We start from the raw sequence: 16445 nt of genomic DNA, 5'->3' as shown, positions 1-16445 counted from the left end.
TTTTGGTTTTTTTGTAGTTAAGCTATTTCAACATTTGTTATAAGAAAAATGTCATTTTAAATAAAAAAAAATATAAATATAGAAGAATCCCTGTGATATTATTTAGAAAGTGAAGGAGGTGAATGAAAAAGATGCGGAAGAAAATGAAAATTTTATTATTGTTTTCTATTTTGATTTCTAATGTCTGCATTACCCCGCTTAGCTGGGCAGAAACGACTACCCAAAGTTCAAAAACAAGTACTACAGCTTCTACTAGTGAAAAAGAGGTATCGACGTCTAGTAATCTTACCGATGAGACAACGACAAGTTCCAATGCTTTAGATGTGACAAACACCTCAGAAGGCAATTCCGCGTTAGATACTACGAGTCCAACTACTGAAAAAACGACTTCTTCTACTCAAAGTAAAACCAGTGAAAGTAAGGTAGTAAAACCTAAAACAGTAGCACGCTTAGCGGCAAATGAAGCAGAAGTGAATAATTGGGCAGATTTTGTCAGCGGGATTCGGAATGAAGCCATTACAAAAATCATTTTAACAGCGAGTTTTGATAATCCTAGTTCATCGGATAGTTCTTTATCTGGCTATTCCCGTAAAAACGATTTAGAAATTGATGGTCAAGGTTATCGCGTCGATTTTAAAAATTCATCGATTCAATTAGGTGCGCCACAAAATACGATTGGAAATTTTCATATGCACGATATTATCTTAAATCAACGATACGTGGGGGCATCTTCAGAAGATATTGTTGGAACTCGGTTGAATTATACCAATGGTGCTAAATGGAAATATCGCTTTGGTAATATCACGACTGAGCCCGGTGTGCAACGTTTAGCCCGAGCCTCTCATGCAGAAGTTCGTGTTTACGGCAAGATGGATATTGATACACGAGCGGAAAATTTTTATTTAGGTAGTTTCATTATGGAAGATGGCACGGAATATAAGGGAAACGTAAATTATTATAACTTTTCTGTTTTTTGGTACAACGTGACCGCTAGCAGCACATCAACAGGTGCCTCACGAGAATTTACGATTGGCAAAAATTGTCATGTGGAAGCAGGCCAAACGCAGACGTCAGGACGAACTTATCCCGCTGTTTATAGCCATTACTTAGCGCTAACGGTAGGAGAGAATAGTGTCTTTAACGTCGATATGCCAGGAAATGCAGTGCGCTTTGACGATAATGGCGCAGGGATGACCATTAAAAAAGGAGCGATAGTGAATTTAACGAGTAAACAAGCTTCTGGTTCTGTGGTGGCCTTTAGTAATAATAATACGTATTTAATGGCTGAACCGGGAAGTTATTTTTATGTTATTGGTACGAGTAGCCAGCCTTTAATTAATTTATCTGCAAACGGTTTAGGTACCGGTAATATAACACGTTCGGGGAATAGTTTCACTTTGAATAGTCCGGCGCAATACGATTTGCGTAATTTGAATAATAGTCAAAGTGCGGTAAACGTGGCCAATGGTAATCGCAGTGAAAATAGCTTTAATATTTTGGATTCTGATATTGATCTGTGGAAAGTTGGGGTACCGGTTTTAGGGCCTTCAAGTGAAACGTATGCCAAAGTCCAAAATCTAAATGTTGTGGGGAGTGGAACAAGGGAAGTTATCACCACCTCAGATACAGGGTTACAACAGTTCAAACAAGCCAACTATCGCCGCATTTCAGGGATGAATCAAAATCCTAAAATTGAGTGGACACCAGTCACAGATGCCGATCGTACGATTAAAGGACGGGTGGTCATAGGGGAAGTACCAGATAATAACGGTTTAGTAAATGGGGAGATTCATTATATACCAGTTTATGCTTCAGAAAATCAAGCGAATGTAACGTTAACTGATACTTACGGTAATGTACATGAAAATTTAATGACAGATTCCGAAGGGTATATTACGTATACAGACGTGAGCAATCCCGCCCAATTTCAAAAAGCTGGTGAAGAAATAACGGGCATTGCGAAAAGAGGTCCGTGGGTAACACCTGCGGCCATCGCGACGACAGTCTTAGATGTTACACCACCAGAACCCGCTAACGTCGATAATTCGGACGCCATCCAAAGTATTACGACAAAATTAACGGGTACTGGAGAGCCTAACAGTATTATAACACTAACAGTAAATGGTCAGCCACAAACAATTCCCCCTCAGGTAGTAAATGAAACGGGAAAATGGGAAATTGACATTTCCAGTCTCAACCTTACACGGGGAGATGTAATTCAAATTTTTTTACAAGATCAAAGTGGTCCCGTGACACAGCTTAGTGAATCCGAAAGACCAAGTACCAATAATGCGATTGGAAATATTAATCCTGTTGCAGATATGAATTATCGGAATGCAACTTTTAAAGCAGCTACAAAAGTTACCGTCGTTGGTTATCTATCCCTTGAGGCAGTACCTGATAAGTTGGAATTTGGTATCAACCAAGTTTCCAATCAAAATCAGCTTTATCAGCCGACTGTTGTAGGCAAACTGATTGTTTCAGATACAAGAGGCGGGGCCAAAAAACCTTGGCGCCTAACCTTACATCAAGCAGAAACGTTAAAAAACGGGACGGTATCATTAGAAGACGCATTATCTTACACTTCTTCACTGGGAAAAAAACAAATTACAACAGCTACCCAAATAGTAGAATCCGGTGAATTCACAAGCGATGGCAGTAAAGAAATTTCTGCAACTTGGACCGGTGATAGAGGGTTTGAACTAACCGTTCCAGTTGAAAAACAACGCATTGGGGAATATAGCGGAAAATTATCGTGGCAGCTAGAAGATGTTCCAGGAAATTAGGTGAGTAGATGAAAAAAATACTAATTAGCAGCGTAATCGTAATTTGGTGGTTCTGTGCTGCCTTACCTGTTTTTGCCAGTGAGGTTAACTACGATAGTAATAGTGTCACTTCGTTTTATGGGCAATATGAATATCAAAATGAGGAGCCAAAAAAGCCAGACCAAGCGGAAAATCTGACACCTAGTAAGCCTGCTCCCAATTATGCCAGTGCTTTGCCAACTTATAAAGGGCAAGATGTGATTATTCCATTGACGGGGGATACTTCCTCTTACGTTACCTCAGGAATAGGAGTAGGGTTGTTGGTATTAATTTTTTTCAAATTAAAAGGAGGCGGGAACACTGAAAAATTTTCAAATCATTAGTTTTCTTTGTCTCATCACTTTTATTTTGATTAGTGGCAGTAAGGCTGAAGCGTCAGATACAGCTACCCACTTGAATTATGAAAGTAGTGGCGGCACGCTGATAAAACCACTAGATCCACTGTTGCCCGATCCAACAAAACCAGTGGCACCCATTGATCCTACTGATCCAAGTGGTCCAGCACCAGGAACTGGTGGCAGTCTTTCGTTAGATTTTGCTTCAAGTTTTCAATTTGGTCAGCAGGCCATTTCCACAACAGATGAAATATATTACGCCAAGACCCAAGAATATATTACTTCTGATGGCACAAAGGCCGCTGGTCCCAATTACATTCAAGTGAGTGATATCCGTGGTACTGGTAGTGGCTGGCGTTTAGCAGTTAAACAAACGACCCAGTTTCAGACGACAGATGGGCAATTATTAAAAGGCGCAGAACTTTCTTTTCAACAAGGGGAATTGGTTTCAAATTTATCAGCTGATTTAGCACCAACTGCGCTTTTAAGTTTTACTTTACCGATTAACAGCGAGATAGATGTTATCACCGCTCAATCAGAAAAGGGAATGGGAACATGGCTTTATCGTTTTGGTAGTGATGCTACAACTGGTGCAAAAGCTATTTCATTACACGTTCCGGGTAAAACAGTTAAATACGCTAAACAATATCAAACGGCATTGACGTGGACGTTGAAAAATGTTCCATAACGAAGGGTTAAATTTAGCATTAAGGAATTAAAAAAGGAGTAATGATGATGAAAAATATTCGTTTTATGACTGTTACAGCAATTACAGCAGTTTCACTTTCTTTAGTGGGAGGCATCGCTTCTCAGGCAGCAACGACAGCTGAATATAACTCAAATGGGGTTGTCGAATTTATCCCCAATCCAGATCCAACCAAACCCGTGGATCCAACTAATCCAGATCCAACTAATCCAGTTGAGCCCGTGGATCCCACCGATCCGAATGGCCCTAATCCTGGCACAGATGGTCCATTATCGATTGACTATGCTTCAAGTTTAGATTTTGGTGTTAATAAAATCACTAACAGTGATCAAGTGTACTATGCTCGGGCACAACAATATAAAGACGGCCGTAGTGCAACGCCTAACTATGTTCAAATTTCAGATAATCGCGGGAATAACGCCGGCTGGACTTTAAAAGTAAAACAAAACGGTCAGTTCAAAGCTAGTAGTACATTAAATGATACTTTAACTGGTTCAGTTGTAAAATTTGTTGCACCAACTGTCGCTAGTAATTCAACAGCAATTCATCCAACGGCTGCTAGTGAAATTACTTTAAATCCAGATGGAAGTGAAAGTTTAGTCATGGCAGCAAAAACAGGTGAAGGTGCGGGAACTTATGTTGATCGTTGGGGAACAGTTGAAACAGTGAAAGAAAAAGATAAAGATGGTAATGAAGTAGATAGTGAAGTGACAAAAGCTATTACGTTATCAGTTCCTGGTAGCACGCCAAAAGATGCTGTGAAATATAGTACGACATTGACGTGGAGTTTATCAGACGTACCTGCAAATTAATTAAAAGGAGTATACAATGATGAAAAAAATGGGTTATTTATTTTTAACAACAAGTATTTTAGCTGGAATGGCAGTTAGCGGTGTCACTGCTTTTGCTGCAGATGGAGCAAATTATGATTCAAACGGTGTTATTACCTTTACACCTAATAATGATATTACCGATCCGGTTGATCCAATCGATCCAACTAATCCAGTTAAACCCGTGGATCCAACTGATCCAAACGGTCCTAATCCCGGCACAGCGGGTCCGTTATCGATTGACTATGCTTCAAGTTTAGATTTTGGTTCTCAAAAAATCACTTCAAAAAATGAAGTCTATAAAGCAAAAGCTCAAAAATATTTGGATAAAGACGGTGTAGAAAAAACTGGCCCTAACTTCGTTCAAGTGACCGATAATCGCGGAACAGAAGCTGGCTGGACGCTACAAATGAAACAAAATCACCAATTTAAAACCGCCGATGATGAAGTGTTAACAGGAGCGGAAATTACGTTTAAAAACGGGAATGTCGTTACGGCTTCTGATTCGGCTAAACCCACAGGAAAAGCGACAATTGTTGCAGATCCGGATGGAGCATTACAAGATGTTATGGCTGCTAAAGCAGGTCAAGGGGCTGGAACATATCTATTAGATTGGGGTACAGATGCCGCAACTGCCGCTGACAGTATTGAACTAAGCGTACCTGGTTCTACTACCAAATACGCTAAAGAATATACGACAACATTTACTTGGGTTTTAACGGATGCACCGGGTAATTAAAAGCATTAAAAAGTAATATCTAACACAATGGAATAATTATTCCCGAATAAGGGAGAATGAAATGAAGCCTACAAGAAGTTTACTTGTTTAAAGGTGTGTCTTTCTTCTACCTTGTTCGGGTCTTCTGTGTTATCTATCACTTTTTTATTGAAAGGATTAAAAGAAATGAAGTTTAAAAAGTTAATTTTACTGATTGCCGTCGTTTTTTGTTGTGGCATCTTGCCTCAGACAAGTTTTGCTTCGGAATTTAATTTTGCCGTTACACCACAGGCTTCGGCTAATCAAATTGATAAAAATAAAACATACTTTGATTTGTTGTTAGCACCAAACCAAACAGACGAATTGACCGTGACCTTACGCAATGATACGGCTCAAAAAGTTGTCGTTGAAGCACAAATTAATAGTGCCACAACTAACAGTAATGGCGTAGTGGAATATAGTCAAAATGCCATTAAAGCCGATCAAACGCTTCAATATAATATAAAAGACTTTACAAAAGCACCAAACGAAATAACACTAGCGCCTCATTCTGCTGCGGAATATAAAGTGAAAGTCCAAATGCCCAATGAAAAGTTTTCCGGTGTCATCGCTGGTGGGATTACTTTTAAAGAAAAAGTAGCGGATGAAAATAAGGACGAAACCAAAAAAGCAGATAAAGGTTTAGCCATAAAAAATGAGTACTCGTATGTTGTAGCACTTTTGATGCGCCAAACAACGAAAAATGGCGCCCCAGATTTAAAATTAACGCAAGTAGCAGCTAATCAGCGTAACGCTCGAAATGTGATTGAAGGAAATTTGCAAAATCCAAAGCCTACTTATTTAAATCAATTGGCAACCAAAACGACCATTACAAAAAAGGGTAGTGACAAAGTACTTTTCACCTCAGAACAAGTTGGAATGCAAATGGCCCCTAATTCTAATTTTAATTTAGGCGTTGCTTTAAATGGTGAGCCATTAAAAGCAGGTCAATATACGATGAAAATAGAAGCCTTCGGACAAGAAAATCCAAAGGGGCAATACCAGTTGAAAGGTGACGAAGCCAAAACCAAATATGAATATCACTGGGTACTAGCAAAAGACTTTGAAATTAAAGCAGAAGTAGCCAAAAAATTAAATGACACCGACGTTACGATTAAAAAGGACTACACTTGGTTGTATATTCTCATTGGTTTACTGCTATTACTACTGATCATTTTAATCGTTTTGATTTGGCGCAGAAAGAAAAATAAAGAAGATGATGAAACCAAAGATCCGGATTAGTCTAATCTTATTGTATTGTGTGGCGGTTTTTTTGCTTTTTTTACCCTTTTTAAAGCAAGCGTTACTGATTTATCAAACAGAAAATACTACAGTTACTACAACTTCTGTTACGGAAGTGTCAAGTCCTGTTTCCCTTGAAGCAGTGCAGCCACCGGATTTGGCTGATGTTTTGACTTTCAAAAAAGATACTGTTTTTTTGGCAACAGGAAATATCCTCATTCCGACTTTAGAAATGAGTGTTCCCGTTTTTAATGGCATTACAAACCAAAATTTACTAATTGGTGCTGGTAGTCTATTTCCGGAACGCCAGCCGCAAAACCATAATATGGTGTTGATCGGTCATCATTTAGGTCGCGATAATTTATTATTTGGTAAATTATTGCAAATTCAAGTGGGCGATATGATTTATTTACGTTACGAAGGGGAAATTTATCAATACGTGGTAAAAGAAACCCAATTGGTGCATCAAACCGAACTACAAGTTTTAGATGATCACCAGCAAACAGAAATTACGTTAATCACTTGTGATAAACCGACACAAACGCAATGGCGTTTTGTCGTACGAGGACAACAAGTACAAAAAAGCACGTCAAATCTTGCGCAAATAAAGAAACAGGAAAAAACGATTGTGCAAAAAAATCAGCGTTACAATCAAGGTTATGTACTTTTTGTAGTTCTGTCACTTTTGCTTTGTCTTTTACTGGGGATTATCACGATTAAAAGAATTAGTTCCAAATGAGGGGGGATAGAATGAAAAAAAGGACATACTCTGTATTTTTAGCATTGGGCGCGTCGGTTTTCTTGTTTTCCGAACACGCTTTGGCGCAAACAGTGATTTATGACCCATTAGATCCTAAAAATGCGATTACGCCGATTGCAAATGAAGAAGCGCGACAAGCAGATAATCAAGATCAGCAAAATGACCAAAAAACTAGTGGACAACTGGAATTGGAGCATAAAAAAGACCAAACAGTTAAATCTCCGCCCCAAAAAGTAGTGTCACAATCAGGAAAGAATAAAGAAGTATTAGCAGAAAATAGTAGTTATGCTACGTTACAAAATCCGACACTAAAAAGTAAAAGAACTCCCAAATGGGCAGAAAATCCTGCGTATATACCACCTTATCATGCCCAAGGGAAAAATAATGTTTTAATTTTAGATGATGAGTTTTTTGCGCCCAAGGCAATTGCAACATTGCCACCAGAAGGCAATTCTCAAGCTGGCAGTGCCATAAATGAGTGGACGGAAATTGCGCAAAGCGCCTATTTATTATCGGGATTAGTATTATACGGCGATCAAAGCCTGCAATTGGTAACAAGGGGGAATGAATTTGCTGGCTGAATTTTTAGCAAAAGAAGAATGGCGTAAATATCAGCTCTTAAAAAAATTGGAACGCAGCCCTTATTTTGCCATCCCTAAAAAAGAGTTGATGGAGGACTTAGGAATATCAAATTATGTGTTAAAAAGTTTGATTGATCAACTTATTTTAGACTTGGAGCACTACCAATTAGCTGAAGAAATTCATATTTTTATTGAGGAACCCTTCTTACAGATGGAAATTACCGGTGCTGCTAGTTCAGAGAGCTTGTTGGAAAAGTATGTCGCGGCTTCTATCAGTTTTCAAATACTGGCTGGTTCTGCTTTAGGACAATTCAAATCCTTGAATGAACTTTCTGAAAAAAAGATGATTAGTTATCCGATTGCCCATAGTAATTATAAAAAATTAAATGGTTATTTAAGTAAATTTGGAATGACGATTGATAAGAAATTTCGGTTAAGTGGTAACAGTGAAAAGAATGTGCGGTTATTTTTAACTGAAATTTTTGCCCGTATTTTTAAAAATTTGCAAGATTGTTACACTTCAGCCGATAAAAGCATCATTGAAACCAAGTTAGCCACGTTAGAAAAAGCCAACATGACAATTCATCAAAAAATTAAGCTGATGCATTATCTTTATGTGACGAATCTGCGTATCCAACAAGAACGTTATGTAGAAGAACAGCAAATAGAACTACTACCGACTGAATTTATAAAAAAAGAAGAAGCGACACCCTTTTTTTACCGTTTACCACCAGCCGTGCGGACCGCGGAAGTTGCGGCTTATATTTGTTATTACGGCACATTTTTAAAAGAAGTGGGGATGTCATTTCATTTGGAAAAGAGTGCTAAAATTACGCAGTGGAGTCAAAATTTAAGGCAGCAATTGTTAGCCTCTTTTCCCAAGTTACAAACAGATAAAGCCAGTCAAGCTGAATTTATCGCCCGTTGTAATTTTTTGCATTTTCAATTATTGGAAACAAGCGCCGCTTATGAAAGTATTCAACCAGAGATTAATATTATTTACTTTCAGCAAAACTATCCTGGTGTATTGGCATTTTGTCGGGATTATCTGACGAGTATTCAAAACGTATTTCCTGAGTTATATCAAAAGAAGAAAAATTTGCTGCTTCAGTATTTGTTTTTGATTTTAGCTGTATTTCCCAAGCATTTGTTGTTAAAAGCTGTCAACGTGTACGTTGATTTTTCTTATGGACATTTGTATAACCAATTTATTACCCAAAACCTCGATTTTTTTCAACAAGTCGGAGCTAAAATTACTACAGATATTGACACCGCGGATATTTTATTGACGGATTCCCGAGAATTAGGGGCAATTTGTCAGAAGGATTGTGTGGTTTGGCTTGCGCCCCCACGACCGTTAGATTGGGCGAACTTGGCTCAAAAAGTTATTCAAAAAAGAGAAGCAAAATACAATGGGGATTATTTTGCCGCCAATCAAGTTAAAAACAAATAATAGTAGCAAATTTCAGTGGGGAAAATTTGTTACTATTATTTATTTTCAGCTTTTTGAATAAAGCGCTATGTCATCAAAAGAAATGACGTGGTATAGTTGATTTAAACTAGTGAGAAAATTGGAAAAGAAGGTGAGTAGATGGAAGTCAAAACTCATTTGGCAACAGCAAAGGAAAAAGCGGCAGTCGTAGCTTTTTTTAACAAAGTGATGCCACAAATTGACTATCCCGTAGTCAGTTGGATACCGGCAGTTTATCCTGTGGTTGCGGATGTAACAAAAGCTTTAACAAACGAGGAACTCTATCTCGCAACAATTGCTGATGAAATTGTTGGAAGCGTTATTTTGAATCATACTCATGAAGCGGAATATAGTGAAATCGCTTGGGAAGATCGCACACTTTCAGATACTGAATTTTTAGTAATCCACACGCTGCTAGCCGATCATGATTACAAAGGACAAGGAATAGGTAAAAGTTTACTTGCTTGTGCCAAAGAAGTCGCTTTAGCCAAACAATGTCAGGCGATTCGTTTAGATGTTTTTGCCGCTAACCTTCCTGCTAAAAGCTTATACGAAAAGTGTGGCTATCAGTGGCGGGAAAGAAAAGAGTTACGTGCTTTTGATGATCGTGGGACAGATACGTGTGATTTATACGAACTGATTTTGTAAACAATCAGTTAATTTTTAAGGCTCTTTATTAAATCGTATTGTTACTTTCAAATGAGTATAGATACCAAATATCATTGCGTTATTTTGCAACAGACGTCTTTTGACAGGCGTCTTTTTTCTTGTTAAAATACAAACATACGTTCGGTTTTATAAAGGGAGGAGAACGCGATGGATTTGACGAAGAAAATTAAAATTTTAGCCGATGCCGCTAAGTACGATGTTTCCTGTTCCAGTAGCGGAGTTAGTGACACAAGTCGTAGTGGAACGATTGGGAGCACTGCTGCTGCGGGAATTTGTCATTCTTTTACTGCTGACGGGCGTTGTGTTTCGTTATTAAAAGTCTTATTTAGTAATGCTTGTATTTTTGACTGTCATTATTGCGTCAATCGGCGTTCCAATTTACGCCCACGGGCGACTTTTAAACCAGCAGAATTAGCAAATTTAGTGATGGATTTTTATTTGCGCAACTATATTGAAGGCTTATTTTTAAGTTCAGCGATTGTAAAATCTCCTGATTATACCTGTGAGTTGATGATTAAAACGTTGGAAATTTTGCGTTTTGAAAAAGGATTTCGTGGTTATATTCACGTCAAAGCTATCCCAGGAGCCGATAGTTTGTTAATTGAACGTTTGGGTTATTTAGCTGATCGCATGAGTGTCAATGTCGAACTACCTTCAAAAGACAGCTTACAGCTTTTGGCACCAGATAAAGATCCTTATGAACTTTATAAACCGATGAAACAAATTGCGCTAAAAAAAGAGCAGGATAGCTTATTGCCAGCAGTCAGACAAAAGGCGACACCTTTTGTACCCGCCGGTCAATCCACGCAGATGATTATTGGTGCAAGCCCTGAAACCGATCGGGCGATTGTCAAAATCTCCGGAAATTTGTATCAAAAATATCAATTAAAACGCGTCTATTACTCGGCTTATATTCCGATGAATGAAGATAGCTTATTGCCAGCAGTAACACAAAAGCCACCGTTACTACGAGAACATCGTTTATATCAGGCTGACTGGTTGATGCGTTTTTATAACTTTACCCCCGATGAAATTTTAAAAAAGGAACAGCCTAATTTTAATTTGTATTTAGATCCCAAAGCCAATTGGGCGATTCAAAATTTGGAGCGCTTTCCCGTTGACGTACAAAGTGCTAATTTAGATACTTTGTTACGGGTGCCAGGAATTGGCCCTAAAAGTGCCCGCAATATTTTACGAGCACGTAAATATTATCATTTACATTTAAGCGATTTGAAAAAACTAGGTGTCGTGGTTAAACGCGCGCAATATTTTGTTACCTGTAATGGTGAAAAAGTAGCGGGGCTTGTGCAAGATCCCCAGTGGATTATTGAAGCCTTAATTTCAAAGCGCCAGTTTAACCAATTAAAGTCCCTTAATACCCAAAGTTTTGGAGAGCAGATGAGCTTGTTTGATGTGGAAAGTTTGGAACGAAAAAAAGGTGAGCAAAAGCAATTTGCCTACAATAATTTGCCTGAACTAGCAGCAGAAAGAAGGAATTGAAGATGGTGTGGATGAAAGAAACCATCGATATTTTAGAATATGACGGTACATTGGCAGGTTTTTATACAGTGATTGATTTATCTTTTCGCCGTCATCAGTTTCCGGCGGTGGTTTTAAATCCTGTGACAACTGAAAATAATTTATTTCCTCCCGAGTGGATTAAAACCGATGAAAAAAAGGCGGAAAAAATTGGTCGCCGCTTGCGAGAAGTTTTGACGCCTAATAATTATGTCTTTTTGCATGATGGTTTTAACACTAGTCTAGAAAATAAGGAAACATATTTGTTGCACGCGTTGCATATTGCCCTTGATACAAAAGATCATCTGCAAAATTTTATCGGTAAACCGGAAATTTTAGCTTTAGATACGGCAATTCGGGCGTTATACGGTGAAGCGCATCAATACAAGGGATTTGTCCGTTTTGAGTATGTAGAAGATGTGCTATTTGCTAAAATTACCCCTAATCATTATTGTCTACCGTACATCTGTCCGCACTTTGCCAAACGCTATCCCCATGAAAAAGTGATGATTTACGATGAAACGCATCAATTACTCGCCTGTATTGAAAATGGAGGTTACCGTTTATTAGAAAACATTACGCTACCTACAGATAAGTTTTTACAAGGAAATGATATTGTTGGCGCACAGTGGCGGGCTTTTTTAGAAAGTGTAACCATTAAAGAACGGATTAACCCAGAAGCCCAACGCAATCATTTGCCATTACGCTTTCGCTCTCAAATAACCGAATTTCAGTAAATAGCCAACTCGGAAAGTAAAATACACCCCGAGACAACTAAGGATCAAGCATGAACGGACAATTTCGTTGTTTGAAATAAAAAACTACCTATAGTAGTAGAAGTTTTATCCCTGCTAAAAGCGGCGGGACGCTAGCGTTTAGGTGCTAAAATTTTTCTTCTATTATATATAGGTAGCCTTGAAGTAGACGGGATAATTTTTTGCTGTAATAAGTAACAAAACATAGAAATGCGCATTTTTACTGAATTTTAGTCGGCAGCTTTAATTAGAAATTTCCTGCTAATTCCTACTATTCGGATTCGGCCTCTTTTTCTTTTTGCAGTTGGACTTGAGCGGCTTTTACTTGCTCTTCTACTTGTGAAAAACCAGTGCCACCATAAGAATGACGATTTTTAACGGCATTGTAAGAAGACAGCTTTTCGTAGATGTCAGGGCCAATCACGTCTTGAATTTGCTGGTATTCAGAAAGTGAGACGTCTTGTAAATAAATCCCTCGTTTCAAACAAGACAATACCAGTTTTCCGACGATTTCATGGGCTTCTCTAAATGGAACACCGTGGCTGGCTAGGTAATCAGCGAGTTCTGTCGCGTTAGAAAAATCAGACTCGGTGGCTTTAGCCATCTGCTCTTTGTTGATTTTCATGGTGTCAATCATACCCGCCATAATATCCAAACTTGTTAAAATCGTTTCAGCAGTATCAAACATGCCTTCTTTATCTTCTTGAAAATCTTTGTTGTAGGCTAATGGTAAACCTTTCATCACCGTTAATAGACCAAATAAATTGCCGTAGACCCGTCCTGTTTTGCCGCGAATCAGTTCCGCCATATCAGGATTTTTCTTTTGGGGCATAATTGAGCTACCGGTGGAAAAACTATCCGTTAATTCGACAAACTGAAATTCATGAGAACACCATAAAATCAGCTCCTCACAAAAACGGGACAAGTGCATCATTAAAATGGCGCTATTGCTTAAAAATTCCAAAATAAAATCACGGTCACTAACTGCATCCAAACTATTGTTATAAACTTGACTAAAACCTAATTTTTCCGCTGTAAAAAAACGGTCGATAGGAAAAGTAGTGCCTGCTAACGCAGCACTACCTAATGGCATTACGTCAATGCGTTGCAAGTTTTCTGTAAAACGTGTTTGATCTCTGGTGAGCATTTCGTAATACGCCAGTAAGTGATGGGCAAACGAAAGCGGTTGGGCATGTTGCATGTGAGTATAGCCGGGCATAATAGTGTGCACATTTTCGCTGGCTTTTTCCACTAAGACATCCCGAAAATGCTGTATTTTTGGAATGAGTTGGGCCACGACATCTTTTAAATACAAATGCATATCCGTCGCCACTTGGTCGTTACGACTGCGGGCGGTGTGGAGCTTTCCAGCGGTAGGGCCAATTTCTGCTGCCAAATAGGCCTCTAAATTCATATGGATATCTTCATTTTCAACTGTAAATTCTAGCTTTTTTTGTGCCAGTTTTTCTTGTAAACTGTTTAAACCCGCGCTAATTTTTTCAGCTTCAGCTGCTGTAATAATACCAGTGTGGGCTAACATGCTCACATGGGCCAAACTACCTTTAATATCTTGTGCCGCCATTTTTTGATCAAAGGAAATAGAAGCGCCAAAAGCGTCAATCCAACTTTCGTTTTGACCATCAAAACGACCACCCCATAATTTTGCCATTTTTCCACCTCGTTTGTCGTTAAAAAAAGCTGTGGTATAAGTTTTGACTAAGCTTTGAAGTTCTTATTTTTTGTAAAAAAGAACTTTTACTAATTTAAAATTCTTAACTTAGCAATTCAAAGTAGGTGTTTAACTTATATACCACAGCCCTATTTCATAGGTTGATAGATAAAATAAAGTTCCTGTTTTTCTTTATTTCACCAAATTTTCTACTTGGAGTTGTGTTTGCACTTCTGCATGGACTTTACTTGGTAGCCCCCACAGTTTAATGAAGCCAACTGCTGCATCTTGATCAAAGGTATCAGCAGAAGTGTAAGTAGCCAAGTTTTCAGAATACAAACTGTTTTCTGATTTACGCCCTTCGACAATTACGTTTCCTTTAAATAATTTCACGCGAATGACGCCATTAACATATTTTTGCGTTTCTTTTAAAAAGGCAATTAACGCATCGGTTAAAGGATTGAACCAAAGTGCGTTATAGATGATGTTGCTTAATTGTTGTTCAATCAGCGGTTTAAAATGCGCCACTTCTCGCACAAACGTCAAATCTTCCAACTCTTTGTGGGCAGTCATCAATGTCACTGCACCAGGACACTCGTAGACTTCACGGGATTTAATCCCGACTAAACGATTTTCCACATGATCGATGCGACCGATGCCGTGTTTACCGGCTAATAAGTTTAATTCCATAATTATATCGGCAAAATTATATGTTTCACCATTTAACGCCACTGGAACACCTTTTGAAAAAGTAATTTCCACAATATCTGGCGTATCAGGTGTTTCTTCTAGTTCTGCCGTAATTTCGTAAGCTCCTTTAGGCGGTGTCGCCCACGGATCTTCCAAAATGCCGCATTCACAGGCGCGTCCCCAAATATTTTGATCAATGGAATAAGGATTATCCAAATCAGCGGGAATTGGGACACCTTTTTCAGCCGCATAGGCAATTTCTTCTTCACGGGACCATTTCCACTCACGGACAGGTGCAATCACTTTTAATTCTGGCGCTAAAGAATTGATCGCAACCTCAAAACGCACTTGGTCATTTCCTTTACCAGTACAACCATGTGCAACCGTTGTAGCGCCAGTTGATCGGGCTAGTTCAACTAATTTTTTCGCAATTAACGGTCGGGATAGAGCTGATACTAAAGGATAAGACTGTTCGTAAAAAGTGTGGCCTTGTAAAGCAATTAAGGCATACTCATTGGCAAACTCGTCTTTGGCATCAATGGCATAAGAAGCCACCGCGCCTACTTGTAAAGCTTTTTCCTTAATAAACGCCGTATCTTTTCCTTCCCCAATATCTAAACAACACGCGATGACATCATAACCTTCATCAGTCAACCACTTAATGGATACAGAGGTATCTAGTCCTCCTGAATATGCTAATACAACCTTTTCTTTCATCGTAATACGCCCTTTCTGTTGTGCTTTTTAATGTGAGTAAAAATGTGTTGACGCTATCGTATCAAATTGAAAATTAAAACGCAAGACAAAATATAAATATTTATACAAAAATATTCCTAAAAAACATAAAATATACAAAAATATGCTATTTATAAATTTTTTGTGTATAAACAGCTGGCTAAAAAAGGTGAAAGTCAAAAAATAATTTTCTGAAAATAAAAGAGGGGGAACGCATTGTAAAGTACGTTAAAAATTATTTTTGTAATAGATGGAAATGATAGAAGTTAATTTTTTACTATAGTTGAAAAAATGTGTCTCAAAAATAAAGTTTAAAAATACTTTGAAAAGCCGCGACTTTTGATTGACTTTGCGCCATTTTACCGTTATTATGTTAAATGGTATTGTTTACCCCACAAAGAGCCCCGGAAACTCAAGTGATTGTAAACATTCGAAATTGAAATTGGAGGAAAAAATCTTGCGTACAACATATATGGCCAAACCAGGCGAAGTAGAACGTAAATGGTATGTAGTAGACGCTACTGATGTTCCAATGGGACGCCTTTCAGCAGTCGTAGCTTCAATCTTACGCGGTAAAAACAAACCAACTTTCACCCCCCATGTGGATACAGGTGATTTTGTAATCGTCATTAACGCTGACAAAGTGAAATTAACAGGTAAAAAAGCAACTGATAAAATTTACTACCGTCACTCAAATCATCCTGGCGGCTTGAAACAAGTTTCAGCTGGTGAATTGCGTGCTAAAAATTCTCGTCGTTTGATCGAAACTTCTGTAAAAGGCATGTTACCTAAAAACACTTTAGGCCGTGCTCAAGGCATGAAATTGCATGTTTACGGTGGTGCTGAACATCCACACGCAGCGCAACAACCAGAAGTATTAGACATCACAAACTTAATTTAAT

15 protein-coding genes are annotated in these 16445 nt (G+C 38.4%); 13 read left to right on the top strand and 2 right to left on the bottom strand.

Translation table 11 applies throughout. The features are described from left to right. Positions 1–131 precede the first annotated feature (131 nt). From IGI65_RS02225 to IGI65_RS02170, 12 genes are all read left to right on the top strand, one after another. On the top strand, positions 132–2786 hold the full coding sequence (locus tag IGI65_RS02225) for a pectate lyase-like adhesive domain-containing protein (RefSeq protein ID WP_438773104.1): 2655 nt from the start codon (positions 132–134) through the stop codon (positions 2784–2786). Between the two features lie 8 nt (positions 2787–2794). Beyond that, complete coding sequence (locus IGI65_RS02220) at positions 2795–3148, top strand: hypothetical protein (RefSeq protein WP_071864171.1); 354 nt, start codon at positions 2795–2797, stop codon at positions 3146–3148. Between the two features lie 25 nt (positions 3149–3173). Continuing rightward, positions 3174–3848: a WxL domain-containing protein gene (locus tag IGI65_RS02215; RefSeq protein ID WP_438773103.1), complete on the top strand. Its 675-nt coding sequence runs from the start codon at positions 3174–3176 to the stop codon at positions 3846–3848. Between the two features lie 47 nt (positions 3849–3895). Continuing rightward, on the top strand, positions 3896–4678 hold the full coding sequence (locus tag IGI65_RS02210; protein WP_071864169.1) for a WxL domain-containing protein: 783 nt from the start codon (positions 3896–3898) through the stop codon (positions 4676–4678). Positions 4679–4697: 19 nt separating this feature from the next. After that, entirely contained in the window at positions 4698–5435 is a 738-nt protein-coding gene (locus IGI65_RS02205; protein ID WP_071864168.1) for a WxL domain-containing protein, read from the top strand. Between the two features lie 165 nt (positions 5436–5600). Continuing rightward, positions 5601–6695, top strand: a complete 1095-nt coding sequence (locus IGI65_RS02200; RefSeq protein WP_438773102.1) for a DUF916 and DUF3324 domain-containing protein — start codon at positions 5601–5603, stop codon at positions 6693–6695. Next, positions 6670–7434, top strand: coding sequence for a class A sortase (locus IGI65_RS02195; protein ID WP_438773101.1), 765 nt, complete (start codon positions 6670–6672; stop codon positions 7432–7434). Before IGI65_RS02200 ends, IGI65_RS02195 begins: the two co-directional genes overlap by 26 nt. An 11-nt stretch (positions 7435–7445) precedes the next feature. After that, on the top strand, positions 7446–8036 hold the full coding sequence (locus tag IGI65_RS02190) for a hypothetical protein (RefSeq protein ID WP_438773100.1): 591 nt from the start codon (positions 7446–7448) through the stop codon (positions 8034–8036). Beyond that, positions 8026–9489, top strand: a complete 1464-nt coding sequence (locus IGI65_RS02185) for a helix-turn-helix domain-containing protein (protein WP_438773099.1) — start codon at positions 8026–8028, stop codon at positions 9487–9489. The genes IGI65_RS02190 and IGI65_RS02185 overlap by 11 nt, the downstream gene beginning before the upstream one ends. Before the next feature lie 138 nt (positions 9490–9627). Next, a complete protein-coding gene (locus IGI65_RS02180) occupies positions 9628–10155 on the top strand; it encodes a GNAT family N-acetyltransferase (protein WP_438773098.1) in 528 nt (175 codons plus the stop codon). Between the two features lie 168 nt (positions 10156–10323). Further along, positions 10324–11676 carry a putative DNA modification/repair radical SAM protein gene (locus IGI65_RS02175; RefSeq protein WP_438773097.1) on the top strand — a complete coding sequence of 451 codons (1353 nt, stop codon included), beginning with the start codon at positions 10324–10326 and terminating at the stop codon, positions 11674–11676. Positions 11677–11678: 2 nt separating this feature from the next. After that, positions 11679–12431, top strand: coding sequence for a TIGR03915 family putative DNA repair protein (locus tag IGI65_RS02170; protein ID WP_438773096.1), 753 nt, complete (start codon positions 11679–11681; stop codon positions 12429–12431). A 289-nt stretch (positions 12432–12720) separates the two neighbouring features. On the opposite strand, the gene argH is transcribed toward IGI65_RS02170, so the two are convergent. Next, positions 12721–14118, bottom strand: coding sequence for an argininosuccinate lyase (gene argH, locus IGI65_RS02165; protein ID WP_438773095.1), 1398 nt, complete (start codon positions 14116–14118; stop codon positions 12721–12723). A gap of 192 nt (positions 14119–14310) precedes the next feature. Beyond that, the gene (locus IGI65_RS02160) at positions 14311–15525 is read right to left on the bottom strand and encodes an argininosuccinate synthase (RefSeq protein WP_095006387.1); all 1215 of its coding nucleotides are present in this window, start codon (positions 15523–15525) and stop codon (positions 14311–14313) included. A gap of 472 nt (positions 15526–15997) precedes the next feature. Here IGI65_RS02160 and rplM point away from each other — a divergent pair, with 472 nt between their 5' ends. Further along, complete coding sequence (rplM, locus tag IGI65_RS02155; RefSeq protein WP_308618381.1) at positions 15998–16444, top strand: 50S ribosomal protein L13; 447 nt, start codon at positions 15998–16000, stop codon at positions 16442–16444. Position 16445 lies beyond the last annotated feature (1 nt).

The organism is Enterococcus sp. DIV0755b, from assembly GCF_051713765.1.
GTDB lineage: Bacteria > Bacillota > Bacilli > Lactobacillales > Enterococcaceae > Enterococcus_C > Enterococcus_C canintestini.
Note: the sequence above shows the minus strand (reverse complement) of the source record. Positions and strands in the feature narration are given on the sequence as shown.